The organism is Bacillus sp. TH17, from assembly GCF_016651125.1.
Lineage (GTDB): Bacteria > Bacillota > Bacilli > Bacillales > Bacillaceae_G > Bacillus_A > Bacillus_A mycoides.
Window position 1 is genome coordinate 277310 of sequence record NZ_JAEKEN010000003.1, and the last position, 23276, is coordinate 300585.

Sequence of the window (23276 nt, forward strand, 5' to 3'; positions counted from 1 at the left end):
ATTAAAAGATTGTTTTATACATTTTTTTCAAATATTGAGCACGAACAAAGTAAAAGTATATAATTTGCATAACTAAGAAACAAATCAATACCACAACGGAACTACCCAAGACTGAAAAATCGGCTAACTTTTGTAAGGCCATAAAAGCAACTGTACTATGTGTAATCGCTATTGCAATTGGTAAAAAGAATAACAATGCAAGTTGACGTGACACAATTTTCTTTAATTCAGGTTTACTTAAACCAACTTTTGCTATCATTTTATATTGCTGCTGATTTCGTTCTAAGTCTGTATATAATCGGAAATATAAAAAACTTGCAGCAAACGTAAAGAAAACAATGCCTATTAATACACTCATAATGGATGCAAGTCCAAAACTTTGTTTCATCACTATCCATGTAAAAATCAAAGACGAAAATATATATTTTTCGTTGTCTACTATATGCTCATTTATACCTTTATTATCCATCTGAAAAGCAGCTACAATATTTTCCGCAACTTTTTTTGTTTTCTCCCAATCTTTCACAATAAAACCATTGATAGTGGATTCATCATAGTGATTCTCTGGATCCACTAGCATTTGATTATATACAGCGTCTGGTATAATAATTGTCGTTATGTTTGTATCTTGTAGTTCTTTTGGCGTTAGTGTTTTATTTACATGCATATCTATTTTTATATTTCTATGCGACAATCGAAAGTTATTTTGATTAGATTTTGTATTAGTTACTTTTCTTGAAGGTATGACAAAACTATCATTTTCACCTTTTAAGCTTTCTTTTTCAAAACCAAATGCCTCAGCTAACTTATTATAATCACTTATTTTTATAACGCTTAATAATACATTACTGTTATAAAAGGTATCTGGAATTTGTTTTATTGAATAAGCTACTTGTTTGAATTTAAACCCACCATTATTGAGTTCGCTTTCTATTTTTTTAGATGCTCTTTTTCTAAAGGATTATTATTATAAGACTGATAAGAAAATGCAAAGGGACTATTCGATTCAGCCATAGATGAGTTACCTAATCCCATACAAGTTCCAACTGCAGTGAAGGCAACGGCAGATATAATAGTGACCATAAAAAACATTTTTGCATTATCTTTTAATTGATACACTAAATCTGAAATGGTGAGTATGTTTGTTTTCTTAAAGAAAATATTTTCCCTTTTCTTTAATACACGTAACACATACACACTGAGCTGTGTAAATAAGAAGTACGTTCCAAGTACAACAAAGCTCACCCCTGTCGCCATCATGAATAATACATATTTCATATCCTTGTAATGAATTGCGTGAACACTATGGAAAACAGCCGTATATCCTAATCCAATACAAATAAGTGCGAATAAAGATAGCCCAAAGGATGCTTTTGGTTCAGGCTTTGGCTTTTCTTCTGCTTTTATTAATTCTACTAATTGCTCTACATTTACTAGTCGAGAAGTGAAAAGTGAAATAAATAAAAACAATAAGAAGAACGCTCCAAATGTTATCCCAATTGCTTTAAAGGGCATGTAAAATGGGAGTCCTTTATCAATCATTAACAAATTGTTGCTCATAATTAAGATAAACTTAGAGAACGCCATTCCAATTGTAATTCCTGTTAAAATGGAAGCGATACCAATTATTATATTTTCAATAAATACTAATTTGTTCAATTGTGAGCGTGACATCCCATGTAGCATTAGAATTCCAAAATCTTTTTTTCTTGTTTTTAAAAATGCACTTACAGAATATAGGATAAAAAAGAATGAGAAGAAAAATATTAACCCCTGCGATATCTGTAATCCTGACTTTGCAAATGTATTGATTGTTACACTGGCAGCAAGATCGCCTTGTAAATTAGGATGAAATGCAAGTAATGCATACGTAAAGAAAATCATAATGGCAAACGTACTACTTAAAAAATGAGCCAAATATGTTCGTTTACTTCGAATGACGTTATTAAATGCGAATTGTCGAAAAGTCATGTGCATTTCCTCCTAATAATGCTAAAACCTCTAGAATTTTTTGATAGAATACTTTGCGATTATCTCCACAATAAATCTCATTGTATAACTGTCCATCTTTGATAAACACAATTCGATCACAATAACTTGCAGCCATTGCATCATGTGTCACTAACATCATCGTTGTGCTATTTTCTTTATTAAGCGTTGTCAATAATTCCATCACATCACTAGCAGATTTTGAATCCAGATTTCCTGTAGGCTCATCCGCAAGTAATAATTTCGGATTATGAATAGTAGCTCGTGCAATTGCTGTTCTTTGTGCCTGCCCACCAGAAATTTCATACGTACGTTTATCCAATATTTCAGTTATCCCTAGTTTTTCAGCAATAGCTTCCACTTTACCTTCCATTTCTCTAGGGCTTACACCATCAAGCGTAAGTGGAAGAACAATATTTTCTTTCACTGTCAGTGTATTAAGGAGATTAAATGATTGAAAAACAAACCCTAATTCACGTCTTCGAAATAAAGACAACTGATTTGGAGATAACAGATATGGATTTTCTCCATGAATTAATACTTCTCCTGATGTTGGAGCATCTATAGTAGAAACCATATTTAATAGCGTTGTTTTACCACTCCCAGATGGTCCCATAATTCCTACAAATTCACCTTTATTTATTTTCAAATCAATATGGGATAATGCTGTATAAGAAATTTTCCCAGGATAAACTTTCCCTAAATCTGAAACATGTAGTATCTCCACAAGTATTTCACCTTCCATTTCTCTTTTCTATACATGGAGTGTAGCCTATATATAGTATGTCTCATATCGATTTCCCTAACATTTATCTAACAAGTTTGTAAGATTCAAAAGAAAAAACCGATGAAAAGTTTACCTTTCATCGGTTAACGAGATGCATATGGGAATACGATTTTAACTTTTGTTCCCTTACCTACCTCAGATTCTAACTCAATCTTATGATTTAATTTTTCACATACTTCTTTAACAAGATATAATCCCATTCCCGTAGACTCTTTGAATTTCCTACCATTTTCTCCAGTATAAAATAGATTAAAAACACGTGGTAAATCAGCAGTAGGAATACCCACTCCATAATCTCTTACTTCCAAAATAATTGCTCGTCCTTTTGAATACACCGATACCATTACTTTCCCTTTCTTACTTGATGAATATTTAATTGCATTTGACAGTACTTGATTGAGTATAAATCGAAACCATTTCTTATCTGTTTCTACAATAAGACTCGGATCTACTTTTAATTCTGGATACACATAACTACGTATAAACAGACGTTTATTTTCATGAATAACAGAATCAACCATTCCCAATAATTGCAATCTTTCTACATGAAAATCCTGTTCAAATGTTTCTAAACGAGCAACATATAAGACCATTTCTAATCCTTTTTTGATTCTTTCCGTTTCTTCATTAATACTTTCAAATCGAGAGTCATCTGCATCTTGTGTAATTAACTCAATAACAGAAAGAGGTGTTTTCATTTGATGAACCCATTGATTCATAAAAGTCATTTGTTCTTGTTGTTTTCGTTCCCATTTTTTTAATTGGTTTTGATAATATTGATATTGAGTTTGAAGTAATGTTTCTAAGGCCATTGATAACGGAGTCAAATCACTATCTTTTATTGATTCATTTAACGTTTCCATTGGTGTTGATAGACGCTTGTAGAATGAACGATGACTATAATAACGATATATTAAATAACCCATTAATAAAAAAACACCCAAAAATACAGAATATAATGCTGTCAAAATATGTGGATACCCATCAAACCAATATATAAAAAGGATAATAAGCAATTGACCGAATGTATAACAAATAAGTGGGATATGTTCTCGTAAGAATAATTTCATTTATCCTTTCCTTCCTTCTCCCAAATAGCATGCAGTCGATATCCAGCACCACGAACTGTTTCGAGGGCATTTTCGATACCCAATTCTTGTAACTTCTTTCTAATTCTACCTATATTTACACTCAATGTATTCTCATCTATATACGAACTATCCCACAATTGTTCTAAAATTACTTCGCGTTTTACAAGAAGTGGAGATTTTGTTATCAATATTTCTAATAAAATTGTTTCTTTTTTGGTAAGCAAAACTGTCTTATCATCTAGTTGAAGCTCCATCCTTTCTGGAAACAGGAGTAATCCTGTTTCCTCAACTATTCGTTCTTTTACTTTTGGAGCATACTCACCGTATGCTCTTCTGAGTTGACTACGGATTTTAGACATTACAACTTCATAATAAAAAGGTTTCGTAATGTAGTCATCACCACCATTTTCTAAAGCCATAACCTGATCCATCTCTCCACTCCTTGCAGATAGAAATATAATTGGACAAGTAGAAATAGCTCGTATTTGGCGGCACCAATAATAACCGTCAAAATTAGGCAGATTTACATCTAATAGCACTAAATCTGGTTTAATCTTTTGAAATGTAGCTAAGATATTTTCAAAATCCTCTATAATAACACTTTGATATCCGTATTTTTTAATATGAGTTCCCAGTAATTCAGCGATTTTTATATCATCTTCTACAATCATGATTGTATTCATATCGTACTCTCCTCTAATTTAAGTGTGATTTTTAAAGTTTGTTTGGCTTTTATATTTAGTTTTTAAGTTAATTTATTTAAAAGAAATAATATCTTACATACGCCCTAAAATGCAATTAATATCAAATAAAGCTTATATCTGTTGTTTTTTATTAATAAAAATTTTAACAGTAAATGGGTTGGGATTTTTCAGAATATAGATAAGTTTTATTAATAAAATAAATTGATGTTAGTAAGGGTATTTGAATAGGTAAGAACTCAATATTTTCATTAATATTTTTTATCCAATTTACTTTTCTGACTTTTAATTAACATATATTACTGTACTATGTGTCCAGAAAATTGTCGTTTATGGAGCTCTATTTATTTCTACTAAATTAGAATGAAATACGATTAAAAATCAGTTCCAAAACTCATTACCAAAAACAAAGTACCATAACAAACATGAAATATCGTTTATAGAACTTCCTTAACGTACGGTAAAACCAAGTTTTTTAAATAAAAAATTCCTTAGCGTACGAAATTCGCGAAATGTTGGCGGGACCCCATGCCCATCAACCTAAGAAATTCTTTTCTCCCCATAACGAAAAAATAATCCCAATTCTTATAAATAGTGGTATTTTTATATTTGAAAAATTTAAGCCCAAGTACAAAAAACTAGGGGATTCATAATGTATAATTTCATACATTCAAATAAAAAGTTATTGCTCAATATATCGAAACGATATATAATTTAGATATAAAGTTGAGGTGATAAAATGCTTGAATATATCATATTAGGTTTGTTACATGAGGAATCGATGAGCGGCTATGACTTGAAGAAGAATATCGATCACTCTATCGGTTTTTTCTACAAGTCCAGTTTTGGTAGTCTATATCCCGCACTTAAAAGGCTCGAGGAAAAAGAATGGGTAAGTGTAAAAAATGTGAAGGGTGATAGTAAAAACAAAAAAAATTATACGATACAGAATGCAGGAAAAGTTGCACTTTTCAAATGGCTTGAGCAGCCTTTACAAACTACTAAAAATGAACACTTAGTAAAAATATTCTTTATTGATTATCTAGAGAAAGACAAACGCTCGAATCTTTTAAAAGAATTTTATTATCATTTAAAAAATCAAAAGTCTAAGCTTCAACAAGTCGAGGAAATTGTTGCAGTACAAACGTCTCAGTCAAGTAATTCTGAAGAATTTTACCATCGTTCTTCACTCCTCGATTATGGCGTTCGTCATTTAGAAATGGAGATAAGCTGGCTAGAATATCTTATGAAAAGAAAAAACAATACATGTAAGTAACATCTTTAGTTAATGGAGGTTCAAATGAAGACAATTTTGTTCGAGAAACGTCCCTTTCTTGAAATGGTGATTTTTGTAGTCGCTATGTTAGTCAGTACTTTTTTTATTCCACAAATAAAAGGATTAGTATTCATACTACCGATTGTATATTTTTTAATAGAGAGAATGGCTAGAAAAAGGACAAGGGAAAGTATTGGATTTAATCGAAAAAATATCTTGAGCGATTTGAAACATTCTTGGCCACTTGTAATATTGGTTGGCGTGATTTTACAAGTGATTTATTTCCTTTTGTATAAAAATATATTTCCAGAAGTGTTAGATCATGTATTAGAAAGAGCTGATTTCATTGAAGCAATTAATGGGAATTTACTTTTCACTTTACTAATATTAGCTTTAGGAGAAGAAATTACTTTTAGAGGTTTAGTGCAAGGAAGACTTAACTGGCTTATAAAACCTGTTTATTCGATTTTATTATCATCTATCATTTTCACATTGATGCATATATCTATTGGGAATTTTATTGTGGTTTTAATAGATTTAATAACAGTATTCATAGATAGTATGATTTTTGGGGTTATTTTCTATAAAACGAAGAATATCTATATTTCTTGGATAGCTCATGCATCTGCCAATATCGTTGCTGTTTTACTTATGATGACTATTTAAATTAAGAAAATCCATTCTATATTCATTAAGCTGAGATAAATTTGTATTCAAATTGCGAAAAAAACGCTATTCTTTTTGTAGAATTATACAGGAAGGATGGCGTTTTTGTATGAATTTATCGATTTTAGATGAACTAGAATTGTTTTCTAAAGAACTACAACGATATATGTCACCGTATGCTTTGGAACAGTTAGCTAGAGAGATAGGATTTGTTCAACGAAAAAGTAAATACCGCGCACAGGATTTTGTGGCTCTATGTGTTTGGTTAAGCCAAAATATAGCAAATACTTCATTGACACAACTATGTAGCCGATTAGAAGTTAACACAGGTATTTCTATGAGCCCAGAAGGACTCAATCAACGCTTTAATTCCCAAGCTGTACAGTTGTTACAACAAATATTAGCCTCTTTACTCCATCAACAATTTTGTTTATCTAGCCAAATTCCAACATCGTATACAAACTATTTTCGTCGGATTCGTGTATTGGATTCTACACATTTTCAGGTTCCAGATAAATTTGCCTCTACATATCAAGGTTCAGGAGGTAGTGGTCAAAGTGCTGGTGTGAAAATTCAATTAGAGTACGATTTACTAAGTGGTCAATTTCTACATGTTCATGTAGGATCGGGAAAACACAATGATAAAACGTATGGATCCACTTGCCTAACGTCTCTTCAACCACACGATGTATGTATACGTGATTTAGGATACTTCGACTTAAAAGATCTACATATTATAAGCGAGTGTGATGCTTATTTTATTTCACGATTAAAGCTCAATACTCGTATATATCAAAAGAATAAGGAACCTGAATACTTTCACAATGGAACGATAAAAAAGCATTCTGAGTACATTCAACTAGATATGGAGCAATTTATTGACCAATTACAGTCTGGTGAAACATATGAGATTCCTGAGATTTATATCGGAATGTATCAAAAACTTCCTGCAAGACTTATCTTATATAAATTAACTGAAACACAAATGAAACGTAGGCAAAAAGATTTAGCATCTAAAGAACATAAGAAACAAATCACCTATAAAGAACGCAGTAAGCGGCTTAGTGCAATAAACTTTTACATTACGAATATCCCTTCGGAATATCTACCAAAGGAACAAGTATACGATTTTTACTCCTTACGATGGCAAATTGAATTGATATTTAAAACATGGAAATCATTTTTTCGTATTCATCATTGTAATTCTGTAAAATTAGAACGGCTAGAGTGTCATTTATATGGGCAATTAATTAGTATCCTTCTTTGTTCCTCCACTATGTTTCAAATGCGTCACTTACTCCTCGTCAAAAAGAAACGAGAATTAAGTGAATATAAAGCGGTCTATATCATTAAAGATTACTACCTACTTATATATCAATCTCTACAACAAAACACCCAGGAACTATCAAAGACCTTCCTTCGTTTGTTCAATCTCTTGCATAAAAATGGGCGGAAGTCTCATCGATATGAGAAGAAAACAGTCTTTGATATATTGGGTGTCGTGTACAATTATTTCGTTACTCACAATCATGTAGCTTAATTAAAAAAATGAAACCCGTTAGGGTTTATTTGGTATGCAGATTTTTAGAAAGCTGATATCAACTCTTTAGAAAATAGAAAAAGTCTAGTTGACGGACTTTTACTTAATCTTAGCTTGATGGCGATGTGGCGGGACCCCATCACCATCAAGTTAATTAATTTATTGCTCCATAAAATTTTCTTTATGGAGTTACTTTGAAATCCTAGGTCGATGGGCATTTGTTTTTCTTAGCTTGATAGCGGTGTGGTAGGATCCCTTGTTAATCAGCCTGATTACAAGCAGTATCTAATGTCTGAGCAACACCTTTCCCTCCTCTTCCCCTTCTAGTTTTACTCCCTGGAACAGAATAATTAACACTATCCCCCACTTCAGCTACTGCATATCCTTTTTTTTGTAGCTTCTTTAATATGGATTTTATAGCTTTTCATCATTTACACTCTCCATTTAATTAATTTCTAATTAAGCTGCCTTTTTATTAGGAAGTAAAACCCTGGGATCATCTTTGCATGTAATCGTAGGGGATATCCTCATAGGATTACACATCTCTCCACCCCTTCTCCAACCACTAGAATTAATATTTCCTATTATTTAAATACGATTTTGTCCAATTTTTCTTCTGATAGGAAATACTTTTCTTGTATATTTTTTTCGAGAATGTCTAATAATAGCATCCTTTAACGAATTCCCCGAAAGAATTCTCCTTCCTCAAGCGTTATGAAGGGCGTAGCCCAACGGTAGGTGGGAGATGAATTTCGGTTTGGCATAGCCAAAAACTTTTGATAAACTAGCTATATGAAGTTCTTTGATAACTTGATATATGAGGTTGCAGGAAGAAAATAGAGTGCGAAAACCAAGCCATTCGGTTCCTGCGTAAAATATCAACCGTACCAAAAGAGCGTCCAAGCGTTGGACATCTAGGGATGGAACACCCCGAAGTAACGCTCAGGGAGACGAAAGGTTGCTTTCATCGTGGAACTGAGAAACTCCCACTTCAAGCCTTACTAAGTGGCGAGTAGTTCACAGGAATAACTTATTGCCACACAACAGTTCCCTAGTCTATCCTTCAATTCAGATGTTCTTTTCCTTTTTAGTATAAAAATACCCCTTTAGATAACCACCTAAAGGGATAGAGCATCGAATCTTTTTTATAAACATCGTGACTTTATTTTAAATCCATAATTAACTCTGCCTTCTTGTTATAATCTACTTTTGCGAATTCTCGATTACTATATCCTTTTAAAGACCAAGCAAATTGATTTCCGTCTAATAGTTCATTAATAGGTTCTGTTGAATTGGAATCCCCTTGAACAGTTTTAATTAATAAATCTATGCATCTATAAGTCAATGGAGCCTTATCTTTTAGCTCTTGCTTAGATGATTCGCTAAAATAATAATATGTAAAACATTCCGCAAAATATTCTTCCTTATTTTCGTAATATTTATCCGGGAAAAATTTCTGTCTCTCTTGACTGAAAGGAACATCAAACAAATCAGTATGACTTATATTAAAAAAAACCACTCGATCAATTGCATGCGCTATTTCATGAAGTTCTAAATTAATGGAACCATGCCCCTTTCCTCTCTCACTAAAACCTATTCTAGCCATTACAGGTTTTCCACCAATATCAGATCCCACACCTGGTACATCATCCCAGGTCAATTGTTTTCCTTCGGCATTGGTTTGCCCTTCCCATCCTCGTGGAATTAATCCTTTTAGGTCCCTGTATTCGTCAGACTCAGTGATAGGATAATTAACAAGTTTTACATATGTTCCGTCTGCCACTAATTTATCAAGTATGCCGCTTTTTATTTTTTTTATTCTATCAACCATATGTTGTGCCTCTTGATATTCTTCCACATTATTTCCTCTTATATCAATATGAATAAGCCTTTCATTTTTAGTCTGTTGTTCTTGTATAAACTCAAGGTTGTTTAAAGTTTCGGCTGCAAGGGGATGGTTTGTAAGGGAAATAGACAGAATAAATATCCATAATATCAAAATTGTATTTTTTTCATATAAATCCTCCCGTTATATGATTTTTAATAACCCTTTGATTAAATAGGGATATTTCAAAAACAAAATTGATAGTGATTGAAGAAATAAGACTTCCTTTTAAAAGCCTCATTTCATGATTCCAATAATTCTGGGTTAATTTTATTTTCCATACTGGCTTGCCTTTTTATATTGTATGTATTGAAGGTCTTTTAAATGAAAACAACCTAAATCTCGGATACATAAATCATTTGCTGTTACAGTTGGGACACACAGAGAGCCGTAAGTGCGATCATGTTGTTTACCTGGACCTGTATGAATATGTAGGAACTGTCCACCTGGATAAACCGATGAAAATACATCTGGGAGTTGAAATGCAGTTGAATCTAAAATACGAGTATGCTTGAAAACAGAAGTGTATGGAGAAGAAATCGGCATAGATGCGGCCAATTTTTTGCTTAGTAGTTCGGCTAGTAGGGGGTGTAAAAGTAGGACGGCCGCCTTATTAAACCGTTGATTCAGTCCCTCAGGACTTGATGAGTGCTTCGATTGATGCGACTTACTTTAAAAACGGACTCAAGTTCATTTAGTGAATAATTACCATCCTCCCATTCTTTCAATATGTTAAATTTATCCTCCGCAGAGTAAACTTTTTTAGACATTAACAAAACTCTCCTTCAAGCAAACAGATTTTTATTTTTTATCTGTCTACCTAAAGGAGAGCATATCAGTTTAGAAAGAATAACGTTTTCTTGGTACTTAGGGGTATTGTTGATGGGCATGTATGGTGCTCCTATCAGTATATCCAAGTTTGATAAACCATTTTTATATGTTTCAAAGTTTTTACATCAGAACCCATATTAGTTTAGCTTTTTTTTGCACCTATAACTTGGACATCATCAAATAATACATTAGATGTTCCATTTGACGTTAGAATCCCAACATGAGTGTTTGCTAAATCCCTACTTGTAATAAATTCTAGTTGTATTTCTTGATAGCCTGCTTTCCCCTTAAGCTCGACTGTTTTTGTTATTCGCTCATGTTTCAAATTATCTGTGAATATCGTTACCTTTTGTCGCTCATTTCCATCATTGGAATTCAATTTCACTTTTATACTCAAGGTATATTTAGAGAATGGTAATACTTGATCTTGAATATAAGTCCAAGTATCTCCATTTGTACCAATCATACCAGCTTTCCCTGTGATACCTCCATTTACAATACCACCTAGGTTAATCCAATTTAACCGTTGATCGTCAAAATTATCCCGCGCTATCACTTGATCCCGTTCCACAGGTTCTAATTCAATTTGATCTAAGGAGAATTTACCTTGTGAATTTTCCAATTTCAAATCATGTGCACCTTTTGTTAACTTAACAATAGGGCCTTCTACAATCTTGTAAGAACCATATTCTCCTTTAACAGTGTCCGCTGAATTTCCAGTAATAGGAATATTAGTGTCATCTATTTTTGCATAGTTACCACCAGGTTTTCTATGTGAAAGACTGATTTTAGAATTCTCGTTAGCTGCAACCTTATATCTAATTTTATATTCCTGTTCTTTAGAAATTTCGACGCCATATGCTAAATAAGAATTGGTAGTATCAGTTTTCATCGCTTTTTGCTTAGCATGTATAGATTCCACTTGTGGTTGAAAATTGCTCATTCCACGGTTATACTTTGCAGCTGGGATTGTTGTTATCATATTTGTCATTAGATAAGTGGACGACTGTGTAAGATTCTTGTCGACAAACCCAAATACTACTGCATCAATACCTTCAAATCCTGGATAGGTACTTCTGTTAAATGCGTGAATTTGAGAAAGTTTTTGATTCGGATATTCAAAAATATCTTCTTTGTATGATCCGCCTGAAAAATATCTACCAAAGTAAGGGTTATCTCCCCCAGTATCAAATTTAAAGTCAATATAATTAGGAGTACGGCTTGATTGCGCCTTAACTCTAGTAATCGGATTATCAGAAGGATTTATAAGAGTCTTTAAAGCCCCCCCACTTGTATTTCCAGTCCATCCAGGAGTAGTCCAATTGGAACCACCATTCTGCTTATCAGAAAACCATGGTTGAATAGCATCAATACGATCAAAGGATCGTATATCAAGCTTGTGCAGATCCCCTTTATATTCTTGAGAATCTAGGATCTTTTGTATGTTTTCCCATGTTGTTCCTTCCCCTGTTCCTCCTTGTGGTATGACTGCGCCTTTAATAGAAGAATAAATTTGCCTAGAATTTTCTTGCATTACGCCTTTAGAATATGTTTCAGGATTTGTTGCTGGAAACAAGTCTACAAAATCTAAAACGCTTAATGTATATTCCCTTACATAATCATTAATATGATTCCATCTGTCAGTATTTCTATTTGGTTGTTGCGTATTAATCTCTTCAGCTTCTTTTTTCCTTTTTTCCAATCCATCATTATATACTTTCATAGCATAATTCGTATATTCTTGAATAAGTTTTTTCTGATTATCCTTATATCCTTGCCATTGATCTTTATCCATTCCCCATTCTTCACCATATAAAATCATATCTCTCTGTAATAAGAGATGAGCATTTGCAGCTTGCACAAAGATTGGAGCTGTTATTTGTTGATATACAGAATCATTTGATTTTTCAGGCGTTTGAATAACAGCAATAAACTCTTTCAACTTCCTATCTGCTGCTCGGACAGCTTCAATCACTGGTGTGCCAGGCTCTTCTACTCTTTTTAAGCTATTTTCACTGTCATTATATATTTGGAGAACCCGTTGATACTCTTTTATCGCTGACATAGCCCCATTAAATTCAGCACCCATAAGATATTTATGATAATCATTTATTTTACTATCTATTTTTTCATCGATGTATGTTTCTAATTGCCTCCACATATCCGTTCCGTTAGCATCATTAGTAGGAATAAACACACTCCAAATACTTGCTAAAAGACTAGCTGGTGGTGGTAATAATGATAATCCTGTTGTCATCATGCCTTTTAGAAAAGAAATAGTACCCGAACCAGCATCCCCTTTGTTCTTAATATTGACTAATAAAGGTTGCCACTGATTGTTATTAAATGCATCTATAAATTGTGAAAAAGTTACTCCCTTATAAGGGTTCTCAAACCAACCATATGAATCTATCGGAAGGCTATTTTGATTAATATTTTTTGTTTGATTTTCTTGTAAATCTTCTTTTTGTTCATTTTCTGCAAATGCCGTATAAGCAGTTGGAATGTAGGTTCCAGCAAATACACCCGTAGCTAATGCGATAGATAATATTTTCTTTTGTTTCTTTGTCATAAAATCCCCCGTTCCCATAAGTAAATCCCCTTATGCTTTGTTCTTTGGGTGCTTCTGATACAAAAATTCAGAAATATTTTCTTGTCAAATTCATGCCTATAGTCTTGAGAATAGAAGAAGTATACTCTAATTTCATTGGGATATAGTCTTAATAGTAATGATTGACACAACATTTAGCAATTCTATGAAAATCCCCGCCTTTGATAGCTATTATGTTTATTTAAAAGTGTATTTTTAAATATTCCTCTTAATAAACGTAGTAAAAAAAGAAAATTTAATGTGAAAATCATACACTAAAGGTTAACTATCATTTAAAAAGACATAATATTATAACTTTTCTTACATTTATTGAGTTTTAATAAAAGGGCTAGCGACTCGTTGACTAATCCAGATATAAATGGTGGCTAAATCTGACCCAGAAAACTTACGTTTCTGCTTTACAAACCCAAGTTCTCTTGCAAGTTCTTCTAAAAATACAGGTGTCACATATCGTTGTAATTCCTCTACAAATGGTTGTAGTTCATCTTGAATCGAGAGATTCATCAAAAAAAGTCATCCTTTCTAAATAAGCTAGATTAGAAAGGATGACTTTTTTTGGTACTTGAGGGTAGTGAACTACTCGCCACTTAGCAAAGCTTGAAGTGGGAGCTTCTCAGTTCCACGACGAAAGTACCCTTTCGTCTCCCTGAGCGTTACTTCGGGGTGTTCCACCCCTAGATGTCCAACGCTTGGACGCTCTTTTGGTACGGTTGATATTTTACGCAGGAACCGAATGGCTTGGTTTTCGCACTCTATTTTCTTCCTGCAACCTCATATATCAAGTTATCAAAGAACTTCATATAGCTAGTTTATCAAAAGTTTTTGGATATGCCAAACCGAAATTCATCTCCCACCTACCGTTGGGCAACGCCCTTCACACGCTTGAGGAAGGAGAATTCTTTCGGGGAATTCATTAAAATATTATATTTTTAAAAACAAATAACATCCAGGCTAACTAAAAAAGATAGATGTAAGTTAATATACTACTTTTACGTTTTTATATAATTCTAGTTTTTTATTAGTCCAAACATTTCATATTGTTACCACATACAATATGAAATGTTTGAATTGTATTATATTAATCAAAACTTAAAGTTAGGAGGGCTTAATATGGCAGAATGTACAGGTTTGGCTTGTTTTTTATTCTCTTCGTGGCCAACAGGAACGGTTGTTACAATTACCACTAAATCAGGACAAATTATTGGACCTGCTACTTTTTCATTGTTCTTTCCGACTATTTGTGCGGTTGTATTAGTTGAAGAAGATGTGATAACCCCCTCTTCTACCAATACCATATTCATAAGTTGTGAAGATATAGAAAGTGTTACTTTAACCACCCCTTAAGATGCTTCAAGTGGTTAAAGTTCAATCCATAGTTAAGACATTCTAATGAATGTCTTAACTATGGATAATCTAATCAAAATGCTCCAAAATGTATTGTTCCATTGTATCTATCATTTCAATAAGTTGCTTTAAACTGAATTTTTTCCCTTCTAAAGGTTACTTGTCTACACATCCCTCTACATACTTTCATATGATATAGTATATTGTTTAAAGGAGGGATAAATTTGTTCTTATGTAATTTATTTCGTTGTTCAGGTGGAGTCTGTAGTATTTTTAAAAATTTACAACCAGGCGAAGTCGTTACTGTGACTGGTAAATCTGGAAATATTATTGGACCTGCTATTTTTACAAATTTTAACCCTAATACTTGTATCGTCACATTAGAAGAGGAAAATTCAGTTACTCCTCCTACTACAAGTATTACTAAGATCAGTTGTAAAGAAATAGAAAGTGTTACATTTATCTCATAATATATTTTAAACCTAAAGCAGGGATTGAAATATGAAACTCTTATACATTACTTCTGGTTACTCAAAAATCTATCAATATCTAGATCAAAGCATACAGAGAACACTTATCGATCAAAATTTCGAATGGTTAGCAGTACAGCCGAGTGAATTAATAGAGCAATTGGATTTCATTACAACAACGTTTCATCCTGATATTGTTTTCACCTTATTAGGTAATCATCTACCACAAAAAGCAATTCAATATTTTAAAAAAAGGAACATTAAATTAGCTGTCTGGTTAACAGAGGACCCATTTTATATAGATACCTCTCTTCTTCTATTAAATAACTTTGATTTTATATTTACTATTGATAGTGAAGCACTTAAATATTATTCAGGTTTAGGATATACCAATGTATACCACTTACCATTAGCAACTAATATAGATGTATTTAAGCCTGGTCTAAAAAATTCGAAATATAAAAGTGAAATATTGTTCATTGGATATCCTTATCCAACCCGAGTAAAATTGATGCAGTTTCTTTTGGAAAAAACCCCTTATCACTATACTGTTATTGGTCAACACTGGAGAAATAAGTTAATTAAAAAATGGAAAAATCACCGAAGAATTAAAATTATAGAAGAATGGATTCCACCTCAAGAAGTTGCACTCTATTATAATAACGCTAGTCTTATATTAAACCCTCATCGTAGTCATCTATTTTCACAGAATAAAAATAAAAATAAAGTAAAAAATAATACCATTAATAATCGTACGTTTGATATTGCAGCTTGCCAAGGCTTTCAAATTATTGAAGAAAAATCTGACCTTTCATCTTTCTTCAATAAAGATGAAATTATATCCTATAATAGCTTTGAGGACTGTTTAAATAAAGTATTTTTCCATTTGAATGATACGATTTCGAAAAGATTAATGGTCGAAAAAATTCATACAAAAGTTATTACACAGCATACTTTTCATGAGAGAATCCATTTTATTACGACTATTTTACAATCACAACTTCATTAGGTTATTAAATTAAAAATATCTTTTCTTCTATAATCATTCTGAATAAATTAAAATGCCTTTTCATTAAATTGAAAAGGCATTTTAATTTATTCAACGAATTCCTAGTAGTATCTAATTGTACCCTATCAAATAAGATCCCACGAAACAGGCGTTCCTTTTTCAATGTCCTTATTCGCTTTCTTTCCGATAATTTTGGATAGGTGTTTTGGTAATAAGCCATTACCTGGTCTAATAGCTTTAATATTTTCTATCGTGAAAGCCTCTCCCGCCTTTATGTTTTCTACAACATATAATGACCTTCTAAATTTTAAAGAATCTTTTTCTAAATCAGTAGGGCCATAATATACTTTCCCCAAAGATTCCCATGCTTTTTCAGTTTCGCTTACTAATAATTTAAATTCAGCAGGTTCCATTGAAAAATCAGCGTCAACTCCTCCATCCGATCTCGAAAGCGTTAAATGTTTCTCAATTACTGTGGCTCCCAAGGCGACACTCGCTACAGATACTCCTACCCCAAGTGTATGATCAGACAAACCTACTTCACATTTAAATAACTCCTTCATATGAGGTATCGTAGCTATATTTGTAGATTTCGGAGATGCAGGATACGTACTTGTACATTTTAATAGAATTAATTCTTTACATCCCTCTTCTCTCGCAGCTCTTACTGTTTCATCTAATTCAGCAATAGAAGCCATACCTGTCGAAATGATTATTGGTTTTCCTGTCGTTGCTACTTTACGTATGAGGGGAATATCAGTATTTTCAAAAGATGCGATTTTATAACAAGAAACATTCAATGATTCTAGAAAATCTACAGCAGTTTCATCAAATGGAGTACTAAATGGTATCATTCCTAATTCTATACAGCGATCAAAAATGGGTTTATGCCACTCCCATGGTGTATATGCTTCTTTATATAAATGATAAAGTGTTTTACCTTTCCATAAGCTTTTCGTATCCTGAATTAAAAAATCACCATTTTCTATATTTAAAGTCATTGTATCTGGTGTATATGTTTGAATTTTAAATCCTTGTGCTCCAGCCTCTGCTGCTGCCTCTACAATTTGCAAGGCTCTATCTAATGATTGATTATGATTCCCTGACATTTCTGCAATAATAAATGGTGGCGAGCTATTGCCAATCTCTCTACCCCCGATATATAAATTACTCATATTTTTCACCTTCAATTTCTGTTTTTATAGCTTCTTTCCTTTCCATCCATTGTTCATAAAAAAGGGTCATTGTAATAACGTCGATAAATTCATTATCCCTGAAAATATGGTTCACATATCTTCCATCTTCCTGGAAGCCGAGTTTCTGATGAAAGTTTAAACTAATACGATTTGATTCTAATATTTCTGCACATACTTTTTGTATGCCATTTGTTTCAAAAATATAGTCTAATGCTACTATACCTAATACAGTTCCAGCACGCCTTACACTCTGTTTATCTCCTATATAAAATCCCCAATTACAAGTTCGATCTATTTTATTTATTTTTGTAAAATTAACAAATCCAATTGGCTTTTCTTTATATATTAGTAATCTTGCAATCATTGTTTCATCATATTTTAGTTTTTCAAACCATTTATAGTGTTCGTCTATTGTTATTTTATGATCTTCGTACATAACAGAACGAATTTCTTCTGTATTCCTCCACTTTAAAATAAGATTTAAATCTTTCTTTTCTATACATTTCAAATGGAATTTTTCAATGTTTAACATACTATCCTCCTAAAATAATTTTTGTTATTTCATCCGAATTACTGGCACACTTTATGGCAAGAGCCTTATTAGACATTTCTCTCACTTTATCTGAATCTGTTAAAAGTTTGTTTAGACATTTCGTAATGGTTTCATCTGAAACACTTTCAGCTGTACCGATATTCCATGTAGCTCCGGCCTCCGCCACAGCTTTGGTTACTTCTATTTGATTTTGTGCAGTTGTAATTGTTATAGAAGGTAATCCAAGAAAACAGCGCTCCCATGTTGTTGTGCCCCCAGCTCCTATCCCTAAATCCGCTCGTATCATAAACTCTTCAATATTCTCTATTTGACAATAAAATGAAGCGTTTGAAATGCTCTTGCAATAATTTTGAATATCTTTCTTATGAGGATTTTGGCTTCCTACCACTACATCTATTTTTAAAGTATCACTATTAATATTTTGTATAGCTCTTAACGTTTTTAATGTCTCATTCGTTACATCGTGCCCACCAAAAAATATAAAAATATGTTCAACCGCACCCGTTCTTTTTCGTAAAAATTTCTTAGCAGAATGGAACTCTGGCCGTAATATGGCATATTTAGGTCCTAATTTTATTAAAGAGTGCTCTGGTATTAATTCTTTATAGCGTTCATTAAGACTCTCGTATAGATTTTGATCTAATAACAATTCACAATCATGTACTCGATCTGCAAGATCATCGATTACCATAATCTTTTTTACAGTTTTTCTTAAAGCAGTTTCCCACTTTTCATCTAATCCATAATGATCAACAATTAACCAATCAAAATTGGGAAGTTGCGACAAAATATCCTTGGTCTGTCGTGCATCAACAAACCAATGACATTTTAACCAATCCAAATAACTCCCGTGTACTGTACTTAAGAAATTCGTATTTTCACCATCTGCATCTAACAAAAACACATGAAATCCCTTATTTAAAATATATTGCTGCAAATCACCTTGCAGCTTACGACAAATGAAATAAACTTGAGCACCTTTATTCCGTAACTCATGGGCCAGTGTTAAGCAACGCATAATATGACCGGTACCTATTTCAATAGATGCGTCGGCGCGAAAGGCAATTTTTTTCTCAAGCAAGTTACTCCCTCCTCACTAAAAGCACTACAATTTATTAATTTATAATTTCGTTTCTCTATTTAACTCATCCACTAATGATTGTTGATTTGCCCATTTCAATTTCACATGACTATTGATTTGAATAAGTTCAGGATTTCGAAGGATATAATCTTTTATTTGATGAAAAAATAAAGGTTTAGATTTTACATTCAGACTTTTATAAAGTTCATTGAACATATCTAAATCTGGTTGTTCATCTAATGTTAACCTCCAAGTAGGGTAACAAAATGGCGGAGGGAGTTTTACTATATTGACCCGGAATAAATGTGGATTATTAATAAAATAAAACGGAAGGTATTCTGCATAGGTTAAAGTTTTTGGGGTTTGTAGCAATCGTTCGATTGCCTCTAAAGTAAAAATATCGCCTGCTGTTCCGACAGGTAACGTACTTAACTCTGCCTGTGTATAGTCTGCACCGCTTTTCAAATGTTGATCTAGTAAAAAAGTATTAATTTCTGGTGATACAACTGGGCAATCTCCGGTAATCCGTATTACAATATTTGCCTTTTCTTGTTTTGCAGCTTGGAATATGCGATCAGCGGTATTTTCTGGATCACCCCTGAAAATCTTAACTTTCCCATCTAAATCAAATTTTTCCAAAGGATCATCTTGTGCAATATCTGAAGTAGCAAGTATGACCTGGTGTTTCCCTGGAATAGCTAATGTATTTATAAGACATCGTTCAATGGAAGGAACTCCATGTATTGGCAATATTGCCTTTAAAGGTAACCTAGTAGATTTTAACCTACAAAGTACAATAATTACTACTTTAGGAGGTTCAATAACCTCTTTCGTTAATGGAGTTCCTGCTTGCAAATTATATAAAGCTACTTGAGGTAATAATTCCTCAAACTGAAGCTGGTTCAGTGCATTTTCAACGATACCTAGTTCCATATCAACTTTATTAGCTGTAATGATTTCTCCTTTTTTTATATCAACTTTTGTTACTGCTCTTAACAACTTTTTGTTTCGCAATTCTAATAACACCCCTTTCATTTAATGTTTAGCAACTCTATAAAACGAAAGAACTTTTCTTACTGCTTTTATTACATCCCCTACATCACCTTTTGTCATTTTAGGAAATAGAGGAAGTGTAATAATTTCCTCATATAAATTTTCGGCTTGTGGACAAAGGCCTTTTCTATAACCCAAATTTTGATAAAACGGTTGTAAATGTACGGGTATATAGTGCACATTCACACCAATATTTTCTTTTTGTAATGCCTCATAAATTTCTTTTCGATTACCCTTTAATAATTTAGTATTTAACCGAATGATATAAAGGTGCCAACTTGAGTGGGTTTGGGGCAATTGCTTTGGTATGATGATTTCAGGTAAACTATTAAATTCTTTATTATAAATGTCTACATATTTCTTTCTAATCTTAATAAAAGAATCTAATTTACTTAACTGTGATAAGCCAAGAGCAGCCTGTATATCAGTCATCCTGTAGTTGTAACCCAAAAATTGCATTTCATAATACCAAGGCCCATGATTATCAAGAAGTTTTTGAGGATTCCTTTCAATTCCATGTGTACGAAATTGAACAAGCTTTTCATAAAGCAAAGTATTATTTGTAGTAATTACTCCACCCTCTCCTGTTGTAATATGTTTCACAGGATGAAAGCTAAACATTGTCATATCACCAATTGAACCAATCTTTTGGTTTTTATAAGTGGCTCCTAATGCATGTGCTGCATCTTCAATGATAATCAAGTTATTCTCATTTGCTATTTTTTTTATTTTATCTAATTCTACAGGCTGCCCAGTAAAGTGTACGGGAATAATAGCCTTTGTTTTGTTTGTAATCTTTTCCTCTATAGACTTAGTACTGATATTGTATGTTTCATAGTCTATATCAGCGAAAACTGGCTTTCCACCCTGGTATAAAATACAATTTGCACTTGCTACAAATGTCATTGAGGTTGTAATTACTTCGTCTCCCTCTGTGATTCCAGCTGCATAGCAGGCAGCATGCAAAGCAGCTGTACCACTTGAAAAAGAAACAGCGTAATTTGCCCCAACGTATTTTGCTATAGCCTCCTCAAACTGTTGAATCGTTGGTCCTGTCGTTAAAAAGTCTCCTTTTAATATATCTATAACTGCCTGAATATCATGGTCATCAATTTGTTGTTGACCATAAGGCAAATATGTTCCTCTAACAGGATTTCCCCCATGTATACCGAGAATTTCCCTGGCCATTATTCTTTCTCCTTAGGGTTAATTTTTAAAGATTTAATCCACTCTTCTGTTTTAATAACTCCATCTTCTAAAGAAACTTTCGGTTCCCAATTTAATATTGTTTTTGCTTTTTCATAGTTACATAATAATTTTTGAATTTCACTTTGTGGATGGATATGAGTTACATGTTGAATACTTACTTTATTTCCCGAAATCAATTCTGCTAATTTATTAATTGATATATCTTGTCCTGTTCCTGCGTTGATAATATGACCATTTGCTTTAGAAGAATAGCCTGCTTTCACAACGAAATCTGCACAATCTTCAACGTATAAAAGGTCTCTCGTTTGTTTCCCATCTCCATAAATATTTACTGGTATTTTATCTAATTTATTATTTATAAAAATGGCAACAACCCCACCTTCACCTCCAGTTTTCTGGAATGGTCCGTACGTATTAAATGGACGAATTACCACAACTGGAAGCTTATAAGCATAATAGTAAGATAGAACCATATTTTCAGCAGCTATTTTTGATCCAGCATATGGAGAAGCTGGTTTAATGGGGTCTAATTCTGATATTCCTTGTGCATTAGTAGCTTTATCATATACCATACAAGTACTCATAAAGACCATTTTGACATTATGCTTATGACATTGTTCTAACAAATTAAAAGTACCTATTGTATCATTTTCAAAAGTCGTTCTAGCATCATCTATACTATCTTGAACATTAATACTTGCTGCTAAATGATAACAAAGGTCAAATGAATGATTTTTAAATAATTGGTCAACCAATTTTTTATCTTTAATATCTCCTTGTATACATTGCTTCAAGTTTAAATCATAAACGAACTCGATAATATTTGCTGTAGTTGAATTCGCTAAATTGTCTAATATCCATACTTCATGCTTATCTTGCAATAATCGCTTTACAACCCACCTACCAATAAATCCTGCACCACCAGTTACTAATATTTTCATAATTTCTCCCCTCCTGCTAGTAGTTGCTGGTTTATAATCAAATTTCTAAGTTCTTCTTTTGAAATCGCATCTTGATGATCTGAGCGATAAAATCCTGGCTTCGCGCTATTGGCATTTTCATATTGAGCACCTTTTTTTAGTGGACTTGGTATGATAAACATATCCGGTAATTCAAAAGCCTGTAAAGATTCATCATGTGTCATAAGTTCTTCATACATTTTTTCACCAGGTTTTAATCCAATTTCTTCAATCTTAATACTATCTTTGGACAAACTATACAACTTTGTAACTTCTTCTATCATCACTTCACTTAAATCTTTTAATGAAATAACTGGCATTTTCAATATGAAAGTTTCACCGCCCTTTGCTATTTTCATTGCTTCAATGGTTAACATCGTTGCTTGTTTCAGTGTCATCATAAATCTGCTCATACTAAGATCAGTTACAGTTATTTTGTGATTTTCTTTAATTTGATTTTCAAATAAGGGAATAACAGAACCTCTCGATCCCATAACATTTCCGAAACGTACACTTGCAAATATTGTTTCACTAGATCCTTTTGAATATTCCGCTGATGTTATCAATCTTTCAGCTGTTAGTTTTGTTGCACCATAATTATTTGTTGGTGAAATTGCTTTATCAGAGCTTGTGAAAATCACCTTTTTTACTTTCTGGGCAATTGCTGCTTTTATTACATTTTGTGTTCCAAAAATGTTGGTCAATACCGCTTCAAACGGATTATATTCACAAAATGAAACATGCTTCATCGCCGCAACATGGAACACATAATCAATATTTTCCATTGCGCTATATAGGCGATCATAATTTCGAATATCCCCAATTAAATAGCGAATATTTTGATTTTTACCCCTAAACTCTTCTTGTAATAAAAATTGATTATATTCACTTCTACTAAAAATTCTTATAACTTTTGGCTTTCCCTCTAAAACATTAGAAAGAATGCTTTTTCCAATTGTTCCTGTTCCACCAATAATTAAAACGTTTTTATTTTTAAAAAACATAGATATGAATACCTCCTCTTT

General features: G+C 32.7%; 17 protein-coding genes and 5 pseudogenes. 6 read left to right on the forward strand and 16 right to left on the reverse strand.

Going from position 1 to position 23276, the window contains the following annotated elements; translation table 11 throughout:
- Position 1: 1 nt before the first annotated feature.
- The 4 genes and pseudogenes from JFT95_RS27835 to JFT95_RS27850 form a co-directional block, all read right to left on the reverse strand.
- Positions 2-1971: pseudogene (locus JFT95_RS27835) on the reverse strand (FtsX-like permease family protein).
- Positions 1946-2716: an ABC transporter ATP-binding protein gene (locus JFT95_RS27840; RefSeq protein ID WP_286676791.1), complete on the reverse strand. Its 771-nt coding sequence runs from the start codon at positions 2714-2716 to the stop codon at positions 1946-1948. The pseudogene JFT95_RS27835 and the gene JFT95_RS27840 overlap by 26 nt, the downstream one beginning before the upstream one ends.
- Before the next feature lie 143 nt (positions 2717-2859).
- Positions 2860-3846, reverse strand: coding sequence for a sensor histidine kinase (locus JFT95_RS27845; RefSeq protein WP_201053868.1), 987 nt, complete (start codon positions 3844-3846; stop codon positions 2860-2862).
- Complete coding sequence (locus JFT95_RS27850) at positions 3843-4550, reverse strand: response regulator transcription factor (protein WP_201053870.1); 708 nt, start codon at positions 4548-4550, stop codon at positions 3843-3845. The genes JFT95_RS27845 and JFT95_RS27850 overlap by 4 nt, the downstream gene beginning before the upstream one ends.
- Positions 4551-5307: 757 nt before the next feature.
- Here JFT95_RS27850 and JFT95_RS27855 point away from each other — a divergent pair.
- From JFT95_RS27855 to JFT95_RS27865, 3 genes are all read left to right on the forward strand, one after another.
- Entirely contained in the window at positions 5308-5844 is a 537-nt protein-coding gene (locus tag JFT95_RS27855; protein WP_016093795.1) for a PadR family transcriptional regulator, read from the forward strand.
- Positions 5845-5868: 24 nt separating this feature from the next.
- The gene (locus JFT95_RS27860; protein WP_016093796.1) at positions 5869-6510 is read left to right on the forward strand and encodes a CPBP family intramembrane glutamic endopeptidase; all 642 of its coding nucleotides are present in this window, start codon (positions 5869-5871) and stop codon (positions 6508-6510) included.
- A gap of 109 nt (positions 6511-6619) precedes the next feature.
- Positions 6620-8050, forward strand: a complete 1431-nt coding sequence (locus JFT95_RS27865) for an IS4 family transposase (protein WP_201053872.1) — start codon at positions 6620-6622, stop codon at positions 8048-8050.
- Positions 8051-8315: 265 nt separating this feature from the next.
- On the opposite strand, the pseudogene JFT95_RS29740 reads toward JFT95_RS27865, so the two are convergent.
- The 5 genes and pseudogenes from JFT95_RS29740 to JFT95_RS27885 form a co-directional block, all read right to left on the reverse strand.
- A pseudogene (locus JFT95_RS29740) lies at positions 8316-8478 on the reverse strand (DNA cytosine methyltransferase); the annotation flags it as partial.
- 755 nt (positions 8479-9233) lie between these two features.
- Positions 9234-10049: pseudogene (locus tag JFT95_RS27870) on the reverse strand (anthrax toxin lethal factor-related metalloendopeptidase); the annotation flags it as partial.
- A gap of 174 nt (positions 10050-10223) precedes the next feature.
- Positions 10224-10577: pseudogene (locus JFT95_RS27875) on the reverse strand (IS4 family transposase); the annotation flags it as partial.
- A 331-nt stretch (positions 10578-10908) separates the two neighbouring features.
- Positions 10909-13338: an insecticidal delta-endotoxin Cry8Ea1 family protein gene (locus JFT95_RS27880; RefSeq protein WP_201053874.1), complete on the reverse strand. Its 2430-nt coding sequence runs from the start codon at positions 13336-13338 to the stop codon at positions 10909-10911.
- Between the two features lie 366 nt (positions 13339-13704).
- Positions 13705-13881: pseudogene (locus JFT95_RS27885) on the reverse strand (IS4 family transposase); the annotation flags it as partial.
- 606 nt (positions 13882-14487) lie between these two features.
- On the opposite strand from JFT95_RS27885, the gene JFT95_RS27890 reads away from it, so the two are divergent.
- From JFT95_RS27890 to JFT95_RS27900, 3 genes are all read left to right on the forward strand, one after another.
- The gene (locus JFT95_RS27890; RefSeq protein WP_002016601.1) at positions 14488-14721 is read left to right on the forward strand and encodes a hypothetical protein; all 234 of its coding nucleotides are present in this window, start codon (positions 14488-14490) and stop codon (positions 14719-14721) included.
- Positions 14722-14945: 224 nt separating this feature from the next.
- A complete protein-coding gene (locus tag JFT95_RS27895; protein ID WP_002169373.1) occupies positions 14946-15191 on the forward strand; it encodes a hypothetical protein in 246 nt (81 codons plus the stop codon).
- Positions 15192-15222: 31 nt separating this feature from the next.
- Complete coding sequence (locus JFT95_RS27900) at positions 15223-16200, forward strand: CgeB family protein (RefSeq protein WP_201053875.1); 978 nt, start codon at positions 15223-15225, stop codon at positions 16198-16200.
- 125 nt (positions 16201-16325) lie between these two features.
- On the opposite strand, the gene pseI is transcribed toward JFT95_RS27900, so the two are convergent.
- Genes pseI through JFT95_RS27935 form a run of 7 tightly spaced genes read right to left on the reverse strand, consistent with a single transcriptional unit; the run spans position 16326 to position 23255 of the window.
- Positions 16326-17375 carry a pseudaminic acid synthase gene (gene pseI, locus JFT95_RS27905; protein ID WP_002169371.1) on the reverse strand — a complete coding sequence of 350 codons (1050 nt, stop codon included), beginning with the start codon at positions 17373-17375 and terminating at the stop codon, positions 16326-16328.
- Positions 17368-17928: a UDP-4-amino-4,6-dideoxy-N-acetyl-beta-L-altrosamine N-acetyltransferase gene (gene pseH / locus JFT95_RS27910; protein ID WP_002069616.1), complete on the reverse strand. Its 561-nt coding sequence runs from the start codon at positions 17926-17928 to the stop codon at positions 17368-17370. Before pseH ends, pseI begins: the two co-directional genes overlap by 8 nt.
- A 1-nt stretch (position 17929) precedes the next feature.
- On the reverse strand, positions 17930-19030 hold the full coding sequence (pseG, locus tag JFT95_RS27915) for a UDP-2,4-diacetamido-2,4,6-trideoxy-beta-L-altropyranose hydrolase (protein WP_201053877.1): 1101 nt from the start codon (positions 19028-19030) through the stop codon (positions 17930-17932).
- 39 nt (positions 19031-19069) lie between these two features.
- Entirely contained in the window at positions 19070-20065 is a 996-nt protein-coding gene (locus JFT95_RS27920; RefSeq protein WP_151304150.1) for a cytidylyltransferase domain-containing protein, read from the reverse strand.
- Positions 20066-21271, reverse strand: coding sequence for a UDP-4-amino-4,6-dideoxy-N-acetyl-beta-L-altrosamine transaminase (gene pseC, locus JFT95_RS27925; RefSeq protein WP_002069610.1), 1206 nt, complete (start codon positions 21269-21271; stop codon positions 20066-20068).
- Positions 21271-22233 (reverse strand): dTDP-glucose 4,6-dehydratase, encoded by a 963-nt coding sequence (locus JFT95_RS27930; protein ID WP_201053879.1) that lies wholly within the window; start codon positions 22231-22233, stop codon positions 21271-21273. Before JFT95_RS27930 ends, pseC begins: the two co-directional genes overlap by 1 nt.
- Entirely contained in the window at positions 22230-23255 is a 1026-nt protein-coding gene (locus JFT95_RS27935; RefSeq protein ID WP_201053881.1) for an SDR family NAD(P)-dependent oxidoreductase, read from the reverse strand. Before JFT95_RS27935 ends, JFT95_RS27930 begins: the two co-directional genes overlap by 4 nt.
- Positions 23256-23276 lie beyond the last annotated feature (21 nt).

Coding starts and splice junctions, on each gene's coding strand:
- JFT95_RS27920 (WP_151304150.1), bottom strand. CDS start 20,065: ATGAAAGGGGTGTTATTAGAATTGCGAAACAAAAAGTTGTTAAGAGCA.
- JFT95_RS27935 (WP_201053881.1), bottom strand. CDS start 23,255: ATGTTTTTTAAAAATAAAAACGTTTTAATTATTGGTGGAACAGGAACA.
- pseH (WP_002069616.1), bottom strand. CDS start 17,928: ATGTTAAACATTGAAAAATTCCATTTGAAATGTATAGAAAAGAAAGAT.
- JFT95_RS27930 (WP_201053879.1), bottom strand. CDS start 22,233: ATGAAAATATTAGTAACTGGTGGTGCAGGATTTATTGGTAGGTGGGTT.
- JFT95_RS27900 (WP_201053875.1), top strand. CDS start 15,223: ATGAAACTCTTATACATTACTTCTGGTTACTCAAAAATCTATCAATAT.
- JFT95_RS27850 (WP_201053870.1), bottom strand. CDS start 4,550: ATGAATACAATCATGATTGTAGAAGATGATATAAAAATCGCTGAATTA.
- JFT95_RS27845 (WP_201053868.1), bottom strand. CDS start 3,846: ATGAAATTATTCTTACGAGAACATATCCCACTTATTTGTTATACATTC.
- pseI (WP_002169371.1), bottom strand. CDS start 17,375: ATGAGTAATTTATATATCGGGGGTAGAGAGATTGGCAATAGCTCGCCA.
- JFT95_RS27865 (WP_201053872.1), top strand. CDS start 6,620: ATGAATTTATCGATTTTAGATGAACTAGAATTGTTTTCTAAAGAACTA.
- JFT95_RS27860 (WP_016093796.1), top strand. CDS start 5,869: ATGAAGACAATTTTGTTCGAGAAACGTCCCTTTCTTGAAATGGTGATT.
- JFT95_RS27855 (WP_016093795.1), top strand. CDS start 5,308: ATGCTTGAATATATCATATTAGGTTTGTTACATGAGGAATCGATGAGC.
- JFT95_RS27890 (WP_002016601.1), top strand. CDS start 14,488: ATGGCAGAATGTACAGGTTTGGCTTGTTTTTTATTCTCTTCGTGGCCA.
- pseC (WP_002069610.1), bottom strand. CDS start 21,271: ATGGCCAGGGAAATTCTCGGTATACATGGGGGAAATCCTGTTAGAGGA.
- JFT95_RS27880 (WP_201053874.1), bottom strand. CDS start 13,338: ATGACAAAGAAACAAAAGAAAATATTATCTATCGCATTAGCTACGGGT.